Annotated in this window: 14 protein-coding genes; 5 read left to right on the top strand and 9 right to left on the bottom strand. The window is 42.8% G+C overall.

The genetic code is table 11. The annotated features are described in order from the left end of the window. The first annotated feature begins 81 nt into the window (after positions 1–81). Positions 82–276 (top strand): hypothetical protein, encoded by a 195-nt coding sequence (locus D0A37_RS03695; RefSeq protein ID WP_242721226.1) that lies wholly within the window; start codon positions 82–84, stop codon positions 274–276. 667 nt (positions 277–943) lie between these two features. On the opposite strand, the gene D0A37_RS03690 is transcribed toward D0A37_RS03695, so the two are convergent. Beyond that, the gene (locus tag D0A37_RS03690; RefSeq protein WP_242721223.1) at positions 944–1,324 is read right to left on the bottom strand and encodes a cupin domain-containing protein; all 381 of its coding nucleotides are present in this window, start codon (positions 1,322–1,324) and stop codon (positions 944–946) included. A 282-nt stretch (positions 1,325–1,606) separates the two neighbouring features. Next, on the bottom strand, positions 1,607–1,774 hold the full coding sequence (locus D0A37_RS03685) for a hypothetical protein (protein WP_242721220.1): 168 nt from the start codon (positions 1,772–1,774) through the stop codon (positions 1,607–1,609). Between the two features lie 387 nt (positions 1,775–2,161). On the opposite strand from D0A37_RS03685, the gene D0A37_RS03680 reads away from it, so the two are divergent. Together D0A37_RS03680 and D0A37_RS03675 are read left to right on the top strand one after the other, a co-directional pair. After that, entirely contained in the window at positions 2,162–4,669 is a 2,508-nt protein-coding gene (locus D0A37_RS03680; RefSeq protein WP_242721218.1) for an ATP-binding protein, read from the top strand. A 913-nt stretch (positions 4,670–5,582) separates the two neighbouring features. Then, the gene (locus D0A37_RS03675) at positions 5,583–11,291 is read left to right on the top strand and encodes a trifunctional serine/threonine-protein kinase/ATP-binding protein/sensor histidine kinase (RefSeq protein WP_242721214.1); all 5,709 of its coding nucleotides are present in this window, start codon (positions 5,583–5,585) and stop codon (positions 11,289–11,291) included. A gap of 420 nt (positions 11,292–11,711) precedes the next feature. On the opposite strand, the gene D0A37_RS03670 is transcribed toward D0A37_RS03675, so the two are convergent. The 3 genes from D0A37_RS03670 to D0A37_RS03660 all read right to left on the bottom strand — a co-directional run bounded on the left by D0A37_RS03670 (position 11,712) and on the right by D0A37_RS03660 (position 14,785). Continuing rightward, positions 11,712–11,930: an AAA family ATPase gene (locus D0A37_RS03670; protein WP_242721211.1), complete on the bottom strand. Its 219-nt coding sequence runs from the start codon at positions 11,928–11,930 to the stop codon at positions 11,712–11,714. 87 nt (positions 11,931–12,017) lie between these two features. Continuing rightward, positions 12,018–13,736 (bottom strand): sensor histidine kinase, encoded by a 1,719-nt coding sequence (locus tag D0A37_RS03665; protein ID WP_445242474.1) that lies wholly within the window; start codon positions 13,734–13,736, stop codon positions 12,018–12,020. Next, the gene (locus D0A37_RS03660; protein ID WP_242721204.1) at positions 13,733–14,785 is read right to left on the bottom strand and encodes an ABC transporter substrate-binding protein; all 1,053 of its coding nucleotides are present in this window, start codon (positions 14,783–14,785) and stop codon (positions 13,733–13,735) included. The genes D0A37_RS03665 and D0A37_RS03660 overlap by 4 nt, the downstream gene beginning before the upstream one ends. 510 nt (positions 14,786–15,295) lie before the next feature. Between D0A37_RS03660 and D0A37_RS03655 the strand changes: the two genes are divergently transcribed. Beyond that, entirely contained in the window at positions 15,296–16,366 is a 1,071-nt protein-coding gene (locus D0A37_RS03655; RefSeq protein WP_242721201.1) for an IS630 family transposase, read from the top strand. Positions 16,367–16,482: 116 nt separating this feature from the next. Here the strand turns inward: D0A37_RS03655 and D0A37_RS28890 are convergent, their stop codons facing one another. Then, positions 16,483–16,614, bottom strand: a complete 132-nt coding sequence (locus tag D0A37_RS28890; protein ID WP_278187153.1) for a hypothetical protein — start codon at positions 16,612–16,614, stop codon at positions 16,483–16,485. A gap of 51 nt (positions 16,615–16,665) precedes the next feature. Further along, positions 16,666–17,406: a class I SAM-dependent methyltransferase gene (locus tag D0A37_RS03650; RefSeq protein ID WP_242721176.1), complete on the bottom strand. Its 741-nt coding sequence runs from the start codon at positions 17,404–17,406 to the stop codon at positions 16,666–16,668. Between the two features lie 357 nt (positions 17,407–17,763). Here D0A37_RS03650 and D0A37_RS03645 point away from each other — a divergent pair, with 357 nt between their 5' ends. Continuing rightward, positions 17,764–18,885: an IS630 family transposase gene (locus D0A37_RS03645; RefSeq protein ID WP_242718222.1), complete on the top strand. Its 1,122-nt coding sequence runs from the start codon at positions 17,764–17,766 to the stop codon at positions 18,883–18,885. 36 nt (positions 18,886–18,921) lie between these two features. Here the strand turns inward: D0A37_RS03645 and D0A37_RS03640 are convergent, their stop codons facing one another. Further along, positions 18,922–20,124, bottom strand: coding sequence for a HEPN domain-containing protein (locus D0A37_RS03640; protein ID WP_242721173.1), 1,203 nt, complete (start codon positions 20,122–20,124; stop codon positions 18,922–18,924). 292 nt (positions 20,125–20,416) lie between these two features. Next, positions 20,417–22,003: a photosynthetic/respiratory NAD(P)H-quinone oxidoreductase subunit D1 gene (ndhD1, locus tag D0A37_RS03635; protein WP_242721171.1), complete on the bottom strand. Its 1,587-nt coding sequence runs from the start codon at positions 22,001–22,003 to the stop codon at positions 20,417–20,419. Between the last annotated feature and the right edge of the window lie 26 nt (positions 22,004–22,029).

The following is a 22,029-nucleotide window of genomic DNA, read 5'->3' as shown; positions in this document are numbered from 1 at the left end:
TCTGGGAAGAAATGATCTGGTTAAGGTTATGATATATCTTTTCGGCTTCCTGATGGAAGATTAACAATTAATAATGGGTTATTGACAATTGACCGTAGGGAGGGGATTACCCGCCGCTTGTATGACCCCAAGGGAGAAAGTAGAAGGCAGAATTTAAAACGCCAATTAATCCAAAGAAAGCGATTTGAGGGGCAAAAACTGCCAGCGCGATCGACTGATTTTAGCAACCCGCTTACCGCCGATATTCGTCTGGGGATATTGGTAATTCCTTTATAGAGGCTAGTATAGTACAGCTTGGCGATCGCCCAAACCAAAAAGCGATCGCACTCAAAGAACTATCCGACTAGAAACTAAGAAAGCGATTTCAATAACCAATTCAATCGCTTCATGGCGGCGTAATAATTCTACAAGCTCGATAGTCTTTAAAGGCGATCGGGGTAATTTTAACCTTAAATGTCAGATGTATGCTGCTTTTACCAATTTGGTAGTACCGCTAAATAACTTTATTTTTGAATACTTTGACTACGAAAATAATTGATAAAAACAGACCACAGCATGATACTGCCACTATTGTTTCGGTGATATTTGGTGATATAAATATGATAAATCCCTGCTCTTTAATCAAGGCAGAGAAGCTTGAGACACAAAAGGGCATGAGATATAACCTGAATGTCTGCCAATGATCTCTTTTGCCTTTACTAGCAGAAACACTTAGGATCAGACCCGTACCGATTACAACACTTATACCCAGTGAATTAATCCATATCTTAACCGAAGGATCGAAATGAAAACAAACTACTACCACATACCAAATGAGATAGCACCAGAGAATAGCTTTATCTAATTTGATTTCATAAAGATATTGTATCAACCATTTCATAGCTCTAAAAAGGCTTTTACATTTTTAACTTTTTTGATAAATACAACCCGGTGGATTGAATAATTAGGGATGGACAGTAAAAGAGTTTTCTAACGAGACAAGTTGATACCCCGCATCGGCTGGTAAGACAACTGAGATAAAAACCAATGGCTGATCACCGTTGTTGAATACTCCATGTACACATCCGGTATGAGCGACTACAACATCCCCAGCAGCGATCGACTTCGTAGTGCCTGCTTTATCCAAATAGTAGTCTCCCTTCCCGCTTAAAACAGTCCAAGTGTCTTGCCCGTTGGGATGGGTGTGCGCGGGGATTGCCTGACCTGGCTTGATATACCAAGCGACAACGACAGCATCCTTAGATTCGGTAACGATCGAACGAACAGGCTCTCCATCACTCGGTTGAAAAAATTTAGAACTGCTGAATATCCTAGTTCTACTCATCTTTGCATTACTCTTTGAAAAAGTTATCAAGAGCGATCGTCTCACCGATCGCCTGCAAAGAACTGTCTCACCGATAACTTTACGGAAAAAAGTTTCCCTGATTTGTCTCGATCACCCCAAAAAAATAAAACACCCTCAAACTAATTTAAAAATCGTGGTTTGGGGGTTTTCTTCCTAAAACCCGATCGAATCACAACTTGCAAGCAGCTCGATCGCCCTTGACAAAGATCGCACTCTTCGTATAACAATAAGACTAGAAACCCCAAGAGCGATCGCACCGAATTAAAGAGCGATCGCCCGCAGGTAATTTTGAAGTATTGGGTATTGAGTATTGCGATCGCTAGCTAAAGTCACATTAAACTCACATCTTGCACCATTCTCAAGAACAGGCCAGATGCCTGTTCCACAAAGAGTGAATTGTCTTGTGGAACAGGCATCTTGCCTGTTCATAAAAAGCTTATAGAGAAGGGTGCAACATCTCAGATTAAACAAAGTGAAAAGACTCAATAGAGTCAGTTTCAACTGAGATATTGCACAATTCTCGCTTAACAGGCTTTTCGGCCTCTTCCACAAAAAGTGACTTTTTTTGTGGGCAGTTGCTCTTCTAGCCCGCCCATGAAAGACTTATTGCAACTGGTGCAAGATATCAGTTCTAATGAGTTGTTGTGATCAAGAGTGCGATCGCTAGCAACCTCAACTAATTGCCTCAATCTTTCATCGCTACATCAGCTCGATCTGAGAATTTTCATCACTAGAAGGAAAGACTAGGTATTTGTTTTTTTATTGAGTGTAAAAATTGCAATTGTATCACAATAGGATTACCCCTATCTGCTTGTTATGGAAATAGATCGTGTGCCATTTCTGAATCGCCTCCGGCGCACCATGTCCTCTGCGGAAGCTGGGGGGTTTAGTGTGGTTGGATATCTGATGTGGTTTAACTTAGCGCCGTCGATGCAAGCAGAAATTGGCTCCGCATCGCTGTTGGTTTGGATTCCTGGTGTTATCGTCGGAATTCTGTTTAACCTTCAAGTTCAGAGTTTGGGTGAGAAATATCCAGATGTATCTGGAGGAACACCAAATTACATCACGCGATTGCTCCATCGTTACCCTGCCCTTTCCCGCTACTTGGGGATTGCCTACTTCTTGGGGTGGGTTTCCTTTCCGCCCATTAATGCGATCGTCATCACAGATTTGCTTCAATTCCATTTACAACCAATGGGGCTGAATATTCCAGAAAAAGTGTTTGAGATTGGTTTTACTGCGATCGCTTACTTTTTAGCATTCAGTGGCACCCGCGCCGTCGCTATTCTGCACCTCTTTTTTATCTTTCCTTCGATCGGCTTTTTATTCCTCTTTTGCGTTCAGGGTTTAGGCTGGCTTGCCTTTTCGCCCCAAAGCCCCGGACTGTTGCCCAGCAGCATTGATGCCATCAGTGTCAAGGACTGGCTCAAATGGTACTTGTTTGCCGCTTATAGCTTCTATGGCTGCGATACAGCTTCATCCTTTGTAGCAGACAGTGTGCGCCCAAAAGACACCCTCAAGGCGCTGTCTTGCGTTGCTTGGTTCATGCCTCTGGTGTTTGTGGGTGGCACTTTAGTGTTGGTGCAGTTGGCAACCGCTGCAGGTTTAGAAGGCAATTTGTACAGCAAATTCCTGGTGGCTGCCAAGCCTTTCTGGGGAGACGCTGCCCCTGTCATAGTCACTTTGCTGGTTGCGGCTAGCTGTTTGTTGGGTTCTGCGACTAGCGTTTGCAATACGCCCCGCATCCTTTTCCAACTCGCGCAGGATGGGCTGTTGTCTCCAGTGTTTGGCGCAGTGTCCCGTCGAGGTTCCCTAGAACCCGCGCTGCTGCTAACCTTTATCTGTAGTTTAGGATTTTTAGTATGGGGCAACACCACTCGAATTGTCGTGGTGTCAGGGGTGAGTTTTTTCATTTCTATCATGGGGTTGCACTTGGGGCTGTGGATGCAGCGCAACGATCCAGTCGTGCGTTGGGGGCGGCTATCCTTAGCGTTACTGGTAGTGGAGTTCATTTCCCTGGTGGTGGGTGGCATTAGCTGGGGATGGATGGATTTTGGTCTGGGATTGCTGTTGCCGTTAGTAGTGATAGCGATCGACGCTGCGATTCTGCGGATTCCTTGGGCATCTTTGGATTTACCGTGGTGGGATCGACTCCATGCCAAGCCAGTAACTGCTCCTAAAAATGAATACTTTGTGGTGCTTCAGGTCGCAATTTTGATTGCGCTGATTTGTGGTACAGCGACGATCACTTGGCTGATTCGCTCCTGGCTGCGGGTAGAAGCCGGAACCAACAATCCCTATCTGCTGATTATTGTGTTGATGACGCTGGCATTTGTGGGAGTAGCGATTGCTTGCTGGACAACTCTGCCCCAAGTTGCTGCGATCGAAGAACTAGCAATCTCCTCGACCGCGCAAGCAAAAGAACTGGAGACGACCCTAAACGAACTGAAAAAAGCTCAGATGCACGTTATCCAAAGCGAAAAAATGTCTAGCTTGGGACAGTTGGTTGCGGGAATTGCCCATGAAATTAATAACCCGGTCAACTTCATCCACGGTAATCTTACCCACCTGGACGAATATACCCAAAATCTGCTGCAGATGATCGAACTCTATCAACAGCGGCATCCCAGCAACGATCCAGAGGTGCAAGCAATGGCAGAGGAAATCGATTTGGAATTCCTCACTGAAGATATCCAAAAGATAATTTCATCTATAAGGGTAGGAACCGAGCGAATTCGCGGTATTGTCGTCTCGTTGCGAAACTTTTCTCGTATGGATGAAGCAGACTTCAAATATGTTGATATTCATGACGGAATTGAAAGTACATTGCTGATTTTGCAACACCGGCTCAAAGATAAACCAGAGTGTCCAAGCGTGGTAACGATCAAAGACTATGGCAATTTGCCGAAGGTGGAATGTTTCCCCGGACAACTCAATCAGGTATTCATGAATATTTTGGTCAATGCCCTGGATGCCCTAGATGAGATGAATACCAAACGCTCCTATCAGGAGCTTAAAGACACCCCGAACCAGATTAGGATTCGGACTTCTGCGATCGACAATCAATGGGTGGAGGTGGCGATCGCTGACAACGGAATTGGTATGCCAGACTCAGTGAAGCAGCGCATTTTTGACCCCTTTTTTACCACCAAAGCCATCGGTAAAGGTACGGGTTTGGGGATGTCTATTAGTTATCAAATCATTACTGAAAAGCATCGCGGTAACATCCAGTGTTTTTCTACACCTGGCTCAGGCACCGAGTTTGTGATTCAGATACCCATTCGGCAACAGACAATTTCAGCACTCCCGATCCCTGAATCTTAACCACTTCGCGTTCAGTGCAGCCCTTAAACCATCTGAGGCGCTACAATAATCGATCGGGGTGTCAATTACGGCCAACTGCTCGATCTGAAGCCGTAAGAATCTTAGAAGCGCGATCGCTTAAACAAAAATCGCAATTTTCGCAGAACAAAGACGCTAGAAACCCCAAGAGCGATCGCAGCGAATTGAAGAGCGCTCGCCCGCCGGTAATTTTAAAGTATCGGGTATTGCGATCGAGTGGGGGAAACTACAATTCATCAAATGAATGATTACAATCGACTTCTTAAAAAAGTAGGCTAAGCGATCGCGACCTGTACACTATTAAGAGCAACGATCGCGCCCGGTCGAAGTGCTGCAAATATGTTGTAGTACAATATATAATCCTAAGTTGGAATAATTAAGGCTGAGACCGATAATCCGCTACTAAAATGTAAAAAACCTACATTCTCAAAACTTGAAGCGTCTGTCTTGAAGCGTCTATGCCGAGTACGTCTAGCTGAGATGTTGCACCATTGTCAATTACTTGTTTAGGAACAGGCTTTCCGGCCTTTTCCACAAGAGATGAATTTTATTGTGGAACAGGCCGGAAAGCCTGTTAAGCGAGAATGGTGCAACATCTCAGTCTAGAGAACTTTAAACAGATGCTTTAGGTAGTGCGATCGCATAATTTATCTGGAGGCGCTTGGACAAGCGCCAATTCTTGCTTCTCCAACTTTAGCACAGGTATTATAGTTATAATTAAACATTCGACCCTGAGGCAATTTAGCATTGAATGAGCGGAGAAAATATTGCCACTTGTTAACAATCTGATTTCCTGATCGTTTCATTTTGCCCTACAGGCGATCGAACATCGCCGTCTAAGATTCCCATCCATCAAATCCCGACCTGAATAATCGAACTCATCGAAAAAACGAATATGACAACCACGCTGCCCGCTTACAAACTCTTATCGTTGCCCATTCATGAAGGTGTCAATACAGTTATTTATCGCGGGGTTAGGGAGTCCGACCTAACTCCTGTTATAGTAAAAACCCTCAAAGCCGAGTATCCCACAATAGAAGAAATAGCACGATTGAGGCATGAATATAAAATTCTCAAAACTCTGGATCTAGCCGGGATTATCAAAGCTTACTCTTTAGAAAAGCATAATAACGGTCTGGCGCTGATATTAGAAGATTTTGGGGGGGACTCCCTGAAAAACCTAATCGCAGCTAAAAACCTTGAAATAAGCGAATTTTTGACTATAGCAATTCATCTTGCCGAAACTCTAGCTCAACTGCATGAAAATAAGATTATTCATAAAGATATTAAACCGCAGAATATCATTATCAATTTTACAACAAATCAAATTAAAATCATCGATTTTAGCATTTCCACGTACTTAGAGCGAGAAAACCAGGTTCTCAGCAGTCCCAACTTGCTAGAAGGCACTGTCGCCTATATGTCCCCAGAGCAAACTGGGCGCATGAATCGCTCAATTGACTACCGCACCGACTTTTACTCATTAGGTGTCACCTTTTATGAAATTCTGACGGGACAGCTACCACATCAAGCCACCGACATCCTAGAATTAATTCACTGCCATATCGCTAAAAGACCAGTGCCACCCCATCAGCACATCGGTGAGATTCCCGAAGCGATTTCTGACATTGTAATGAAATTATTAGCCAAAACTGCGGAAGACAGATACCAAAGCGCTAGGGGACTAAAAGCTGACCTAGAAATATGCCGTCATCAACTGCAAACGCAGGGAAAAATTGACAACTTTCCAATTGGTAAGAGGGATAAATTTGGACAATTTATCATCCCGCAAAAACTCTATGGCCGCGAGCAAGAAGTAGCCACTTTGATGGCAGCTTTTGAGCGAGTCTCCGGCGGAAACAGCGAACTGATGCTAGTGAGCGGTTACTCAGGGATTGGCAAATCTTCTTTAGTTAATGAAGTTCAAAAACCCATTCTCCGGCAGCGTGGCTATTTTATCTCCGGTAAATTTGACCAATTAAAGCGAAATATTCCTTATGCTTCTTTGATTCAAGCTTTCGCCGGCTTGATGCGGCATCTGTTAACAGAAAGTTCAGAAAAACTAGCCATTTGGAAAGAGCAACTCTTAGAAGCTTTAGGCTCAAATGGCCAAGTCCTAGTAGATGTCATTCCCGAAGTCGAACTGATTGTCGGCCCTCAAGAACCTGTTCCGCAATTGGGGGCCTTTGAATCCCAGAATCGCTTTAATCGCGTGTTTAAAGAATTCATTCATGTATTTACTAAACCCTCACACCCGCTCGTCGTATTTTTGGATGACTTACAGTGGGCAGATTCGGCATCGCTCAAGTTGATTGATTTGCTGATTTGTGAGCCGGACAGCCAATATTTACTGCTGATGGGAGCCTATCGAGATAACGAAGTCAGTGCGACGCATCCGTTGATGCTGACGTTGGAGGAGATTCAAAAGAATGGGGCGGTGGTAAATAATATAACCCTCCGTCCTTTGGATATTAGCAACGTCAGCTTGCTGGTAGCAGATACCCTCAATCAGTCTTCCGCTCTGAGAAACCGGGTTTCTGAATTGTCCGAGCTACTTTTCAATAAAACCCAGGGCAATCCTTTCTTCTTGACTCAGATGTTCGCTACTCTGCATCAAGAAAAGCTATTGACCTTTGATTTCAGCGCTGGGTGCTGGCATTGGTCATTGAACCAAATTCAAGCGGTAGGCATCACAGATTATAATGTCGTCGAACTGATTTCCAGAAATATTCAAAAACTCTCCGAGGAGACGCAGGATGTTTTAAAGTTAGCCGCCTGTATTGGAGACAAATTTAATTTAGACGTTCTGGCTATTGTCAATGAAAAATCTCAATCGGAAACGGCGGCTGATTTGTGGGAAGCACTTCAGGCTGGCTTGGTTTTGCCCCTGAGCGAAGCCTACAAAATCCCTCTCGTTTTTACCTCCGATGAAATGAGCAGGGAAGTAAAGGAGAGAATAGCTGCAGATTCTCCTCTACTATCATGCTCACCTGCCCCTTTGCCTTATAGCCATAATGCGCCTATCGCTTACAAATTTCTCCATGACCGGGTGCAACAAGCGGCGTATTCTCTCATTCCGGAATTTCAGAAACAACAGACCCACTTTAAAATTGGTGAACTGTTACTAGAGCATACTCCAGCAGAGGAGATTGAAGAAAATATCTTTGAGATTGTCAATCAGTTAAATGTTGGGGCTGACTTCATCACCAATCAGGCAAAAAAAGATCGTCTAGCCCGATTAAATTTAATAGCTGGTCGAAAAGCCAAAGCAGCGTCAGCTTATGAAGCTGCTGTCACGCAACTAAGAGTAGGGTTAGAACTCTTGGCAGAAAACAGTTGGCAGAGTAACTACGATCTGACACTAGCACTCTATGTAGAAGCGGTGGAAGCAGAATATATTAAGACCAATTACGAAAAGTCAGCAATTCTTGCTGAAGTTGTTCTGCAACAAGCTCGCACCCTGCTCGAAAAAGTGAAAGTATACGAGCTACAAATCCAGTATTATATGGCCCAAAATCAGATGTTAAAAGCCATTGATACTGGGCTGCAAGTGCTGGATATGCTGGGTGTTTCCTTGTCAAATGACGAGGGTAACGGGGGTTTTCTGGTTGAGTTGCCAGATATCGCAGACTTAGACAATATCCCAGAGATGACAGACCCTTACAAAATAGCGGCTTTAAGTATACTGACTTCTCTTATTTCTCCTGTTATTACTGCTAATCCCGCAATTTTGCTCCCACTTGCAGTGACTTTGGTGAAAATCTGCATGGAGTATGGTCATTCGCCTTTTGCTGCTTTTGCGTATGCTTTTTATAGTGTAATACTGTGCTCGGTAATAGGGGATATAGATGCCGGATATCAGTCTGGTAACTTGGCATTAAAGTTGTTGAATAACTTTAATGCCAACTCGCTTAAATGTAAAGTTAATCAATTATTTTATGGCATGGTTATACACTGGAAAGAGCCAGCTAAAAAAGCTTTACTCCCCTTACTATCAACGTTTCAAATTGGACTGGAAACTGGAGATATAGAATATGCCGGTTATTGTGTTACTGTCTATTGTGCGAGCATATTTTTGACGGGGGAACGATTAGACATTGTAGAAGAGGAACAAGAGCAATATCTTGATTTAGCGCTCAAACTCAAACAAGATTATTCTATCTATTACATCCAGCTCTTTCACCAATTGACGCTAAACCTTCAAAATGAATCTGAGGCAAAATGTCAGTTGGTAGGCAAAAGTTTTAATGAAACACAAATGTTGCCTGTTTTTATTGAAACTAACAATAGAATTTTGCTGTTTATTACTTATTTAGCCAAGACAATTCTATTATATCTCTTTAAAGAACCCAAGAATGCCGTTGCCAATGCCAGTTTAGCCGCCGAACACGCACTCAGCGTGATGGGAATGATAGTTACTGCTCCTCACAACTTCTATTATTCCCTCGCTCTACTCGCTGTTTATCCTCAAGCTTCACACGCCGAACAACAACAATACATCAGCTTAGTTGAAGCTAATCAAGAAAAAATGCAGAAATGGGCACTTCATGCCCCCTCTAACTTCCAGCATAAGTACGAATTAGTGGAGGCGGAGAAAGCGCGGGTATTGGGAAAAATTGGAAAAGCGATGGAGTATTATGACGCTAGCATTCAAGGAGCCAGACAACAGGGATACATTCAGGAAGAAGCCCTAGCTAATGAACGGGCAGCCGAGTTTTATTTCTCTCGCGGCCGGGAGAAGATAGCGGAGATTTATTTGACGGATGCTTACTATGGCTATGTTCGCTGGGGAGCGAAAGCAAAAGTGCAGGATTTATCAGAAGAATATCCTGAATTCTTCTCGCGAATACTGACTAAAGAAGCTCCCAGCTTCGACGTATCACGGACGACTAGCTCGACAACTACGGGGAGTTTTGCGGCACTGGATTTCGCGTCGGTGATGAAATCTTCTCAAGCTATTTCTGGCGAAATTGTTCTGGAAAGCCTGCTTTCTAAGTTATTGAAAATTGCGATTGAGAATGCTGGGGCTGAAAAAAGCTACTTGATTTTAGAAAAAGATGGTCAACTGGTGGTAGAAGGCACGGCAACCATAGATAATGATGAGGTCGTAGTGCTGCAATCCACGCCGATAGAAATTACTCAGAAATTGCCCTTTTCTATTCTCAATTATGTGGCTCGAACTCAGAAAAGTGTGGTCTTAAATGATGCAAGTCGGGAGGGACTTTTTACCAGGGATAGCTATATCGTCAACGCCCAACCGAAGTCGATTTTATGTATGCCGGTCGTTCATAAAGGAAAGCTCATTGGTCTGCTTTACTTGGAAAATAATCTGACAAAGAGCGCGTTTACTCCCGATCGCCTCGAAGTCTTAACAGTGCTCTGTTCTCAAGCGGCGATTTCTCTGGAAAATGCCCGACTCTATGCCAATTTGTCTGAGGCGACTGATAACCTGAAACAAGCCAATGAGCAATTAGAAGATTACAGCCGTACTTTAGAACATAAAGTGGAAGAGAGGACGCAGGAATTAAATGAAAAAAATCTGCTCCTGAGCCAGGAAATTCGCGATCGCGTGCAGATAGAGCAAGCTCTGCGACTATCAGAAGCGCAATTAAAAAAACAAGCCGAACAACTAGAGCTTTCTTTCCAAGAACTCAAGCGCACCCAGACCCAGCTAATTCAGACTGAGAAAATGTCCTCCCTGGGACAGATGGTGGCCGGCGTGGCCCACGAAATCAATAACCCGATTAACTTCATATATGGCAACCTGAGTCACGTCAGGACATACAGTGAAAATATACTAGGACTGGTGAAACTCTATCAAGAACAATACCCCCATCCCACAGCAGTGATTGTTGAGGATATTGAGGCAATCGAATTAGATTTCTTGGTGGAAGACTTACCCAAAGTGCTTGATTCGATGAAGGTGGGGGCAGACCGAATTCGCGAAATTGTCCTCTCCCTGCGAAACTTCTCGCGGTTGGATGAAGCGGAAATGAAAGAGGTCGATATCCATGAGGGCATTGATAACACCTTATTGATTTTGCAGCACCGACTGCAAGCCAAATTAGACCAGTCTGCCATTCAAATCATTAAAGAGTACGGCCCGCTGCCGCTGGTGGAGTGCTATGCGGGCCAACTGAACCAGGTGTTTGTAAATTTACTGGCGAATGCGATTGACACTCTCAATGACCAAAGGGGGCCGCGGGCGATCGCAATTCGCACCTCAGTGGGATATGGGGAAGAAGAAAAATCCCCGATTTCCCATCCCCCTCTTGCGGAAAGCTGTACAGTTTCTTCGGCTGAGGTGGATTCCCAGAACCTCGCCCCGGCCCGGAAAGCTCCCCAATTTGTTGTGATTCGCATTTGCGACAATGGCCCCGGTATGACAGAGGAAGTGAATCGGCGGCTGTTCGACCCCTTCTTCACGACGAAACCCGTAGGGAAGGGCACCGGCCTGGGGCTGTCAATCAGCTACCAGATTGTGGTAGAAAAACACCACGGAGAGTTGAAGTGTGTTTCTCAGCCCGGTCAGGGGGCAGAGTTCATCATTCAGATTCCTATTCGACAGAACTATCAAAAATTGGCTTTGCAAAGCCAAACCTGATGAGTAGTTGTTATTGCTATTTCCTGTAGTCCTAAACAGACAATGATCAGTTCTAGTGATGACTTTACTCTGCTTGAATATCCTAAAATCATGCTCTCTTCCCTTGGAAGGTGCTAGACAAATTATTTCCTGTGTTACTTGGTTAAGGACAATTCGGGACTTACGCAAGCACACTATATATAATGTGCCGAAAAGTCGAGCTCGCGTTTTCTCTCATGAAGAATGATCCTCATCCGACTAAAAATTTCATTTGAGTTGATCGTTATAGCCACGATTGGTTGTCGGTAGATCAACAAATTGGCGGCCACAATTGCGGCAGAGGTAATGAAAGCTTGCCTCTTTTATGTCCATTTTTACTGCTTTTCGTCGAGCAAGCATTCTGGACATTCCATACTGATTAACCTCAATATCATCCTTTAATTATGCAACGCCGCGAATTACTCCGTCATTAAGAAGTTGCTCAATTTTATCGTCTTTGATTTCGATAAAAAATATCTGTTTCCAATTAAACAAAAAGCCCAATAGTGCATAAGTAGCGTAGGTTTTACCAGTATTATTGCTACCACAAATAATTGTTAGGTCGCCAAGGGTGAATTCGGCTTGCTTTAAAACACCAAGATTTTTGACTTTGACTTTCATAAATATTTGGCTAAAATGACAACTTACGATTTCCTTTTACAGTATTAGAAGCATTAATTATACCAAATATTTACCCATAGTCAACCCCTAATGCTGAACAGGAATACAAATCTCAAACTCCGTCCCTTTTTCTGGCGTTGAAAAACACCTAAGCGTCCCACCATGTTTTTCAGTAATAATCTGATAACTAATCGCCATTCCCATTCCGGTTCCCTTCCCTACAGGCTTTGTTGTAAAAAATGGATTGAATATCTGTGTTTGAATTGATTCTGGAATTGCCTTGCCATTATCGGCGATCGCAATTTTAACCGATTGCGAATCTACCACCGAGGTACAAATTGTAATACAACATGGGTGCTTCTCGATCGAGCAAGCTACCCGTTGAGTATTTATTTGTTCGAGTGCATCAATAGCGTTTGCCAAAATATTCATAAATACTTGGTTAAGTTGTCCGGCATAACACTCAACTAGCGGTAAATCACCATATTCTCGAATGACTTTAATTTCTGGATGTTCCGGCCGCGCTTTGAGACGATGTTGCAAAATTAACAGCGTGCTATCAATTCCTTCATGGATATCAACTTCTTTAAATTCTGACTCATCCATTCGGGAAAAATTGCGGAGTGACAGCACAATCTGGCGAATGCGATCGGTACCAATTCTCATAGAACTCAGAATTTTAGGTAAATCATCTTGCAAAAAATCCAGCTCAATATTTTCTGCTTCTTTCTCAATTTCGCCAATCGCGTTTGGATAATGCTTTTGATATAAGTGTACCAAATTTAATAGACAGTCAGCATAATATTGTACATGAATTAAATTGCTATGAATGAAGCCGACCGGATTGTTAATTTCATGGGCTACTCCTGCAACTAATTGCCCCAAGGATGAGATTTTTTCTGTCTGAATCAGTTGGAATTGCGTTCGTTTTAAATTCTCAATTGCCTGCTCAAGCTGCTGAGATTTGTCTCGTTCTCTGGCTTCGCTATCGCGTAATGTGACTTCTATTTGTTTCCGTTGAGCTATTTCTGCGGTGAGTTGCTGGTGGATTTCCAATTGTCGGAATACTTCCTCAAATGTACTTGCCAAAAATAGAATTTCGTTAGCTGGAATCGTCTTTGGCATAGGAAAGATGCCAGTTTCTTTACTTTGGAAAACTGCTTCTGTCAAGTCCCGCAAGGGTTGCAATACATTCTTCTGAAGGAGTATCGCCATGAGTAACAAAATTGTGATGATGCCAACTAGCAATAACAATGTTGAGGTAATGAAAGTTCTGTCGGCAGCTTGCTTCATTTGGTTGAGATCGAGTAGCGCGATCGCTACTCCCCGTCGTTGGGATGTGCCAAATAAGGTACTGCTAAAAGGCATAATTTGTGCGATCGCAGGCTTGCCATCTAGTACGATATCGTAGCTGACTTCGACGCTTGTGGTTGCCGCTTGGTCGATCGCTTGCGCGAGTTGCGGATAGATCGAAGTGTATGGGTGATTAGTCGCATTCTGAGGGCTGCGCGCGATCGCCATTCCAGATGGATCGACAATCGCAATTTCCAGCACACCGGGCATCGTGGCAAAATTTTGCACAACCCGTCGCAGAATGCTTTTATTCTCCAACTCTACTAAGCCTTCTGTAGAAAACTCCAGAGATTGTGTAATTGATTGAGCCCGGTTATGAACTTGCGTTTCTAAGTCAGACTGCATCAGCCGATAGTTAAGTCCCAGAGTTGCCAGTCCAACTGTGGTAATCGACAACCCAACGCTAACCAGCAAGCGCTGCGATAAGCTATGGGGATGCAGGAATTTCGTCATAATTTCCATTCATTGATTGCTGTAGTTACGATCTCAGTGTTAATCTCCACATCCTGACGCGGCATCCGTCCGGCACGGGGGTCAGATTTCAATAGTTTAGCCATTTGAGCGATCGCCTCTGACAAGCGACCAGACTTAAACATCTGTTTTTGCATAGCAATATCACCCTTTTTCAGACCAGCGTAATCTTTAGCAAAAGCCTCACCCTTCTGTCCCAGGTTTTGAGCAACTTTTTGAAACACGACATTAGGCTTTGTTTCCACCGCACTCATAATATCCAACCAAGCAAGGATAAATTGCTTCAATTCAGCTTTCTTTGTGGGAGTAATAGCTGACCTAGAAACCAACGTATCAATAACTAAACTATCAACTTCCTGAGTGGTAAAAATAATATTCCCCTTGATTGCTTGGGCAGTTTCGCCTAGAAGCGGTTGCCAGATCACGGCGGCATCTAAACGTCCCTGCTGCATCACATCAACCGCTGTTTCGTTAGAAATATCTTCAATCTTGACCTCTTCGGGTTTAATCTGGTGCAACTTGAGGGCTTCCAATAAAATCAGATGATTCACTGTTCCCAGTTTCGCTCCGACTCTTTTACCGCGAAGGTTTGCCACTGACTTGATTGCAGGTTGAGCAACAATACCATCAGCCCCATGAGAAATATTTGTTACCATCAGCACCGCAGGCTTGTCACTACGCGAATCAGACTGCACCACATCCCACAAAGAGACAAAAGTCGCGTCTAGAGTACCGCGCAGCATGGCGCGAGTCGAATCTTGTTGATTCTCAAATCGAATTAGTTGCACGTCCAATCCGCGCTGTTTGAATAAGCCTGCTTCCTGAGCATAAAGTACAATATCAAATCCTGCCCAAGTGGTGATGCCAACGCGCAAAGGAGCTAGTTGCTGTGGTGCAAGGCTACAAGCATTCACAATCAGGCTAACCGCCAGTGTAAAAACGCAGAGGACACTGAGCGATCGCCATTTCGTTAAGGTCAACCAATACCTACGCAATAATTGTCTAGTTCCGGTCTGAGCTTTGCCAGTCATCTATGCAGCCTCAATGCTCTTGTTCGTCGATGATAGCAAGAACTTTTCTGGATGTCATTCCCTGAAAAAACGCCCAAAACAAATGTAAAATAGAACTGTTCTCCTCGCTTATAATTCATTACCAAATCCAACCAAAATCAAGAAATCGTCGCTGATTCCCGCACATAAGAATTCACCGATTCATCTGCAGGCAAATGTGGTGAGAACTTCTACAGAACGCCGATTTTGCGATGCGAATCGCTTCCTGGAGTTGAGGGGTTCGTTGCTCTGGCGGTTCCTGGCCCGCTGCAATCCACGCTTCATTTACATGAGAAAATTCCGTCCAAGATCGCGATCGGTAACGATATCAGCCGGATGAGAATGCTTCCCAGCCTCAACGAATTCCCCCAAACCCCATTTTTAAACCTAATTTGGGGGTTTTATTGCTATGTTTTTTGCCTATAGCAATCCTAAATCATTATCATGATTGTGATACAATTATATGCAATACTCGATCGTGACCATAAAAAAATGAATAACTTACAACTGCAACAAAAAGATAGGCAAAAAGAAATAGATTGTTTAGAATCTTTCATTAAAAGCGATATAGATGCCAGAGAACTAAAACGAGCAATAGCTGTAAGGATGGCGCTCTCAGGTAATATCTACCATGAGATCAGCAAAATTTTAGGTGTAAGTAATTTTTTTATTGGTTATTGGAAAAAACAATTTAAAACCAAAGGCATCGCCGGAATCAAACTAGGACATAAAGGGTCAAAAGGGTATTTAACAGCTCTACAAAATACTGAAGTAATCGAGTGGTTAAGAAATAAAGAATATTGGAATTTAGATGAGCTAGTTACTTATTTAGAACAAGAATTTGGTGTGATATATAAATCAAAACAGAGTTACTATGAACTTTTTGACCGGGCGAAAATTAGTTGGAAAAAAACTCAAAAAATTAATCCTAAATTTGATAAAGAACTGGTAAAAAAAAAGACGGAAGAAATTAACGATATTTTATTTAAAAACAAGGCTGGTATAGAGTCTGGGGAAATAATAGTATTGTTTTTAGATGAATGTCATCTACTTCATGGTGATCTGACTGGTTATGTTTGGGGTCAATCCCAAATCCGAATTGAAGTCCCAATTACCAATGAAAAAGATAGACAAACTTATTTTGGCGCACTCAATTATCAAAGCAAAGAATTCCATGTTCAGAGCCATCCATCTGGTGATGGAAAATCAACAGTTAAATTCATAAAATACTTACAAGATAAATATAAAAATCGCAAGATTATCTTGATTTGGGATGGAGCTAGTTATCATAAATATGGAGAATTTAGAGACTTTTTATTAGAACTCAATGCTGCCAAAGAACCTGCTAATTGGTCAATTACTTGTATTTTATTTGCTCCCAATGCTCCCCAACAGAACCCCGTTGAAGATATTTGGTTACAAGCTAAAAACTTTTTAAGAAAGTATTGGTATTTATGTAGGTCTTTTAAGATTGTCAAGTTTCTGTTTGAGTTTTTTACTAACGAACATAAATTTGATTTCCCCAAAATACGTCAATATACTTACCCACAGAAAATCATTTAGGATTGCTCTAGATATAGAAAATCATTTAGGATTGCTATATAAGAACCCGATCGAATCAAAACTTGCTCGGTGCGATCGCCCTTGACAAAGATCGGACTCTTGGCAGAATAATCAGGCTAGAAACTAAGAGAGCGATCGCACCGAATTGAAGGGCGATCTACCAAATGGTAATTTTGAAGTATTGGGTATTGCGATCGCTCTTCGGCGCGACTCGGTTCTGGGGCTTCCAGAAAACTTTGCAACGTCACACTTGGTTTTTGTCCATCCACTTCACGAGATTTTTGGGCTGCTGTTGATAACTACACTTCTAGCGAGGGTGGTGTTCGCCTAGCATACCAGGCATGAATGAGCAGGGTTTGTAAGAACAATACAGGTGTATCAAAGCCGCTGGATGCAATTATTGATTCGACTTCAATTGGCGGTAGCACAGCAGTATTTCGACCATAAGAATCACGAAACTTTTCAATCTCCTCAGCAGGCACTTCGGCATACCTCAGCATTCGCAGCCAAACCTCGGAAAGGCTTTGGTACGCTGAAGTAGACATATCGGAAGCCAGATCCGCACTGACCAAATATCCGTTAGGGCAAAGTCGTGAAGCAATTTGACTAAAAAAGTTGCGCCGCTCATCTTGTTGCATAAAGAAGTGAGAAACCAGAAGGCAAGTCGCCGCATCAAAAGAGTGCGATGCGGGCAGTGAATCGAGATAGCCTTCGTGAAAAGTGCAACGTGACGCGATACCACACTCTTCGGCGCGTTGGCGACAGATGTCAAGCATCGGTGCCGCAGGCTCTACCGCAGTAAACTGCCACTGTGGAAATGTTTCGGCGAGATAAATCAATTCCAAGCCGGTTCCTGCGCCGACACAGAGAATCCGTGCATCTGCAGGAAGTTCGGAAAGTACCAGGCCGATCAGTAAATGAAGTGCGTCGCGCATCGGAGCCAATTTAGCGAATCTTTTGTCGTAGGAAGAAGCGCGTTCTCGATCGAAAACAATAGGTGACTCTTGATTTTGCATTCTAGACAGCCAATAAGCTTGCAATCTGTATTTTAATAGCTATCTGAATTGGATTTTAGCGCCTTGCTTCAAAACTTACTGGGTTCGGGCAAAACAAAAGTAATAAAAATCCTAAAAGCTCGATCGCCCTAAAAAATATAGAAAACCCCAACACCCGTTTAATAATAGAGGTTTTGGGGTTTTATTCCGCGCATCCGGTTCAAATTACAACTTGCGAGGGTGCGATCGCCCTTGACAGATATCGCACTCTTGGCAGAACAATAACGCTAGAAATTAAGAGAGGGATCGCACCGAATTGAAGGGCGATCGCTCTCTGATAAGCTGATACGCAGCTAGATTGTATAATATAAATATAAAATAAGCGATAATTAGTTATAATGTATGCCAGCCAAAAACCATCTATCTCAAAATCAAAAACAGAGACTCATTAAACTATTAAAAGAGTCTGAGGATAATTATGTGAGGGAAAAAGTTCTAATCTTATTGCTAATAAATGACGGAAAAAGTTATCAACAAATCAGTGAATTCATGGAGATTGCTTACACAACGGTAGCTTATTGGTCAGTTCATGGCGACCCAGATAATTTGGATAGTTTTTTAGATAAAAGAAGCCAAGGTAATTTTCGCAAAGTCACTCCAGAGTATGAAAAAATATTGATAGATACAATCGATAAAGCTCCGGCAGAATATGGATATGAATTTGGGAGATGGACGGCAGCCAGACTAGCAACATATTTAGAAAAAGTCACAGGAATTAAATTGAGTGGTTCCCAAATATCCAGGATATTACATAAAAAAAAATACGTTTACATTTGGGCTAAATATAGTTTAGAGGACAAACAAAATCCCGTTGAAAGAGAAGTATTTAAACAGAAGCTATCCGAGTATTTAAAAATAACAAAACAAACCCCAGAGCTTTTACAGGTATGGTTTTGGGACGAAAGTGGATTTAGCTTGCGAGTGATAAGAAGAAAAACTTGGGGTAAAAAAGGTAGTCGGAAAAAAATCACAGGTCAAAGGAGAAGAGGCAGAGTAAATATCATGGGTGGATTGAGATATTATGACAAAAAAAGGTTAAATTTTGTAATAAAAAAAGGAGACTCGAATACGTTTTATGAGCAAATTAATGCCTTAAATGATTCGATTGTCCAAGAATGGAGAGAACTGGGTAATCAAGCTGAAAGTTTTGCCGAATCAGGAATAAAGATTGTAATTATTTTAGACAATGCTAGTTTTCATAAAAAGAAAGATATTCTGAGCCAAATATCAGCCGAAATGCCTCATATTATTTTAGAATTTTTGCCACCTTACAGCCCCGATTATAATTTGATTGAATTGGTCTGGCATTCAGCGAAAGAATATATAGCACATCGACTGTTTAAGTCAGTAGAAGAATTGTCAGAATTACTACATAGATTATTAAATGAAGGAGAAATGGTTATCAAATGGGAGCGAAAAATCAAAAATAAAGGCAATGCTATTTTATCCGGTTTAGCTGCGTAGCAGCTTATCTCCCTTCCGTCCGCTGCACCGGAGGTGCTAGGTGGCTGGCAAATGCAACATCCGACGAATTGATGCCGTTTTGTAGTCACTGTAAGGATTATTTACTGAATATATTTCCACTTTACCCTGAGCCTGCAACTCTTCAATGAGTTTGTACGCAGACAATACATCGTAACCTTTACTTGCAAGATGTCCTTTAACAAACTTAGAAAGACTCACGAAGCCATTGCTACGCTGTGAGTAGTAGGCTTCTTGCTGCTGTAGCTCTTCAACCAACTCTCCTTCTGAAATTTCCGTGAACATTCCCTGAGATGCAAAGCTGTCTCGAATAGCTTCCCGCTCCTCAGAGCGTAGCGTTACTTGATCGACACTATCAATAGCATTATTAGTGATTTCAAAAAGCTCGTTTGATAACTGCTTACCTCTCTCAAGATCAGAATTAGTAAACAAGTTGTTATGAGCTACTTTATGCCTAATTTTTTCAAGCTCCTCCCACTTTTCCTGAAAGTTTTTATCTTTAAATGATTCTTTAAAGAAGCGCTGATAATTACTTTTGATTTCTTCTTTGAGGCGTTTAATAGCTTCAGTAGTTTCTTCAAGGTTAGAAATTTTGCGGATTATATCTTCTTGACTCGTAAATCCTGACGAGTGTGCGTAGATCAATTTACCTAAATCACCAAAATCTATGAGATAAGCCTTGTTATCAATATGCTGAGAAAATTCTTTTTCATTGTTTTTTCTATTTTTGACTTTTTGATTTAGATCACTTGTGGCTGTAATTTCCCACCACTTAGGACCCACTCGTGTAGTCATAAACTTAACGATATATGCCCGAAGAATATTTTCAACCCTGTAGATGAGCGGATAAAGTTCTTGTGCGATTTGTTCAGAAACCTGATCCATCAGGACATATAAATAATCAAAACTTTGCTTGTCTAGAAATTCTACGAGCACTTTCCGCCTTGGCTCTAGCCAGTCATAGCTTCCCGACACTGTGATGAAAAATGCCTTGTTGATATCTATTCTGGATTCCGCATCACCTTTTACTCGCCTAGCTTCAAGAGTCACATCGCCATCAACTATTTTTAGATTTTGCTCATCAATGGATGCTGTGTTCCATAATGAACCAATTGAGAGAAGTGAATGTAGAAGATTGAGTTCTGATTGAATGACAGACTGCTCAAGTGTATCGAGTGCTAGAAGCTCAAACTTTAGGGTGGCGCTCATAGGAGAATTCATAATCTACGCTTGATCAATTATAGCTTGAGACTCGATGATTACAGGTAATCTTTCGGCAATGCCCTTACATACAGACTAAGCCACCTAACTATTAATTATACCGTTAATTGTACCGCTCTTGCTGTCTAACACTCCGCTCGCACTCCTTGACCGCATACCCACTTTTTTTCCCAACCCAAACTCCAGATTGCTTGAGAACCAAAGTTTCCCTGATTAGTCTCGAAAAAATAGAAAACCCCCAAACCCGTTTTAAAATCGGGTTTGGGGGTTTTATTCCTAAATCTCGTTCAAATTACAACTTGCTCGGCTCGATCGCCGGAGCACGCAGAGACACAGTTTTATCCGCAGCAGCCTTAGCCACAAGCGACGGCACAGAATCGCGCAACTTTGCAGTCAACTGTACAGTAGTCGCATCGTAAACCTGAGTCAGCATCTTCGGATACAAACCAATGCCAATAATCGGCACTAACAGAGCCGCAATAATAAAAACTTCTCGCGGTTCCGCATCCACCAACTCTTCGTGTTCCGACAATTCCTTATTTTCAGGGCCGTAGAAGATTTCACGCAGCATCGACAGGAGATAAATTGGAGTCAAAATCACCCCGACAGCAGCTAGAAATACCACACAAACCTTAAACACAGGATTGTAAGCATCGCTGGTTGCAAAACCCACAAACACCATCAATTCTGCTACAAAACCGCTCATTCCCGGCAAAGCCAAAGAAGCCATAGAACAAGCAGTCCACATCGCGAAAACCTTACGCATTTTGTTTCCTACACCGCCCATTTCGTCGAGCATGAGCGTGTGAGTGCGATCGTAAGTGCAACCCACCATGAAGAACAAACTCGCCCCGATTAAACCGTGGGAAACCATTTGCAGCATTGCACCGCTAGTTCCCAAATCGGTAAACGAAGCTATCCCAATCAGCACAAACCCCATGTGCGAAATCGAAGAATAAGCAATTTTCCGCTTCAAATTGCGCTGAGCAAAAGAAGTTAATGCCGCGTAAACAATATTTACCACACCCAAAATTACCAAGATGGGTGCGAAGACAGCGTGAGCATCGGGGAGCATTCCCGCATTCATCCGCAGCAAAGCGTAGCCGCCCATTTTTAGCAGAATTCCTGCTAGCAACATGTGGGCGGGTGCGGTTGCTTCCCCGTGAGCGTCAGGGAGCCAAGTGTGCAAGGGAAAAATTGGCAGTTTGACGCCGTAAGCTATCAAGAAACCTGAGTACAGAAGCAATTCTACATTGGGGGCGTAATCTTTAGCTGCGATCGCCCGCATATCGAAAGTCACCGTATCGCCGTAAAACGCCATCGTCAGCCCGCCCAGCAAAATAAACAGCGAACCGCCTGCGGTGTATAGAATAAACTTAGTTGCTGCGTAGAGGCGCTTCTTGCCGCCCCAGATTGACAAAATCAGGTAAATCGGGACTAATTCCAGTTCCCAAACTAGGAAAAACAGCAACATATCCTGGACGGCAAAAACTGCGATTTGGCCGCCGTACATTGTCAGCATCAAAAAGTAAAAAAGCTTCGGTTTAAATGTGACCGGCCAAGCAGCTAAAGTAGCCAGAGTAGTAATAAAACCAGTCAGCAAAATCAGCGGCATCGATAAACCGTCAGCACCCACAGACCAATTCAAATCGAGTTGCTGCACCCAAGTATAACTTTCTACCAGTTGCAAATCTGGATTGCTGAAGTCGTACTGAGTGTAAAAAGCGTAAACAAGTAGGGCAAAATCGATCAAACCGACAATTAGGGCATACCACCGCACCGTCTTGCCATCCTTATCGGGAATTAAAGGAATCAGCAAGGACGCAGCAATGGGAAACAGAATTGTTGTTGTTAACCAGGGAAAGTTAGCTGTATCCATTGCGTTTTAAAATGAGCCATCAGTTA

Origin of the sequence: Microcoleus vaginatus HSN003, assembly GCF_022701255.1 — a bacterium.
GTDB classification, from domain to species: domain Bacteria; phylum Cyanobacteriota; class Cyanobacteriia; order Cyanobacteriales; family Microcoleaceae; genus Microcoleus; species Microcoleus vaginatus_B.
Note: the sequence above shows the minus strand (reverse complement) of the source record. Positions and strands in the feature narration are given on the sequence as shown.

Coding starts and splice junctions, on each gene's coding strand:
- D0A37_RS03690 (WP_242721223.1), bottom strand. CDS start 1,324: ATGAGTAGAACTAGGATATTCAGCAGTTCTAAATTTTTTCAACCGAGT.
- D0A37_RS03685 (WP_242721220.1), bottom strand. CDS start 1,774: ATGAACAGGCAAGATGCCTGTTCCACAAGACAATTCACTCTTTGTGGA.
- D0A37_RS03680 (WP_242721218.1), top strand. CDS start 2,162: ATGGAAATAGATCGTGTGCCATTTCTGAATCGCCTCCGGCGCACCATG.
- D0A37_RS03675 (WP_242721214.1), top strand. CDS start 5,583: ATGACAACCACGCTGCCCGCTTACAAACTCTTATCGTTGCCCATTCAT.
- D0A37_RS03670 (WP_242721211.1), bottom strand. CDS start 11,930: ATGAAAGTCAAAGTCAAAAATCTTGGTGTTTTAAAGCAAGCCGAATTC.
- D0A37_RS03665 (WP_445242474.1), bottom strand. CDS start 13,736: ATGACGAAATTCCTGCATCCCCATAGCTTATCGCAGCGCTTGCTGGTT.
- D0A37_RS03660 (WP_242721204.1), bottom strand. CDS start 14,785: ATGACTGGCAAAGCTCAGACCGGAACTAGACAATTATTGCGTAGGTAT.
- D0A37_RS03655 (WP_242721201.1), top strand. CDS start 15,296: ATGAATAACTTACAACTGCAACAAAAAGATAGGCAAAAAGAAATAGAT.
- D0A37_RS03645 (WP_242718222.1), top strand. CDS start 17,764: ATGCCAGCCAAAAACCATCTATCTCAAAATCAAAAACAGAGACTCATT.
- D0A37_RS03640 (WP_242721173.1), bottom strand. CDS start 20,124: ATGAATTCTCCTATGAGCGCCACCCTAAAGTTTGAGCTTCTAGCACTC.
- ndhD1 (WP_242721171.1), bottom strand. CDS start 22,003: ATGGATACAGCTAACTTTCCCTGGTTAACAACAACAATTCTGTTTCCC.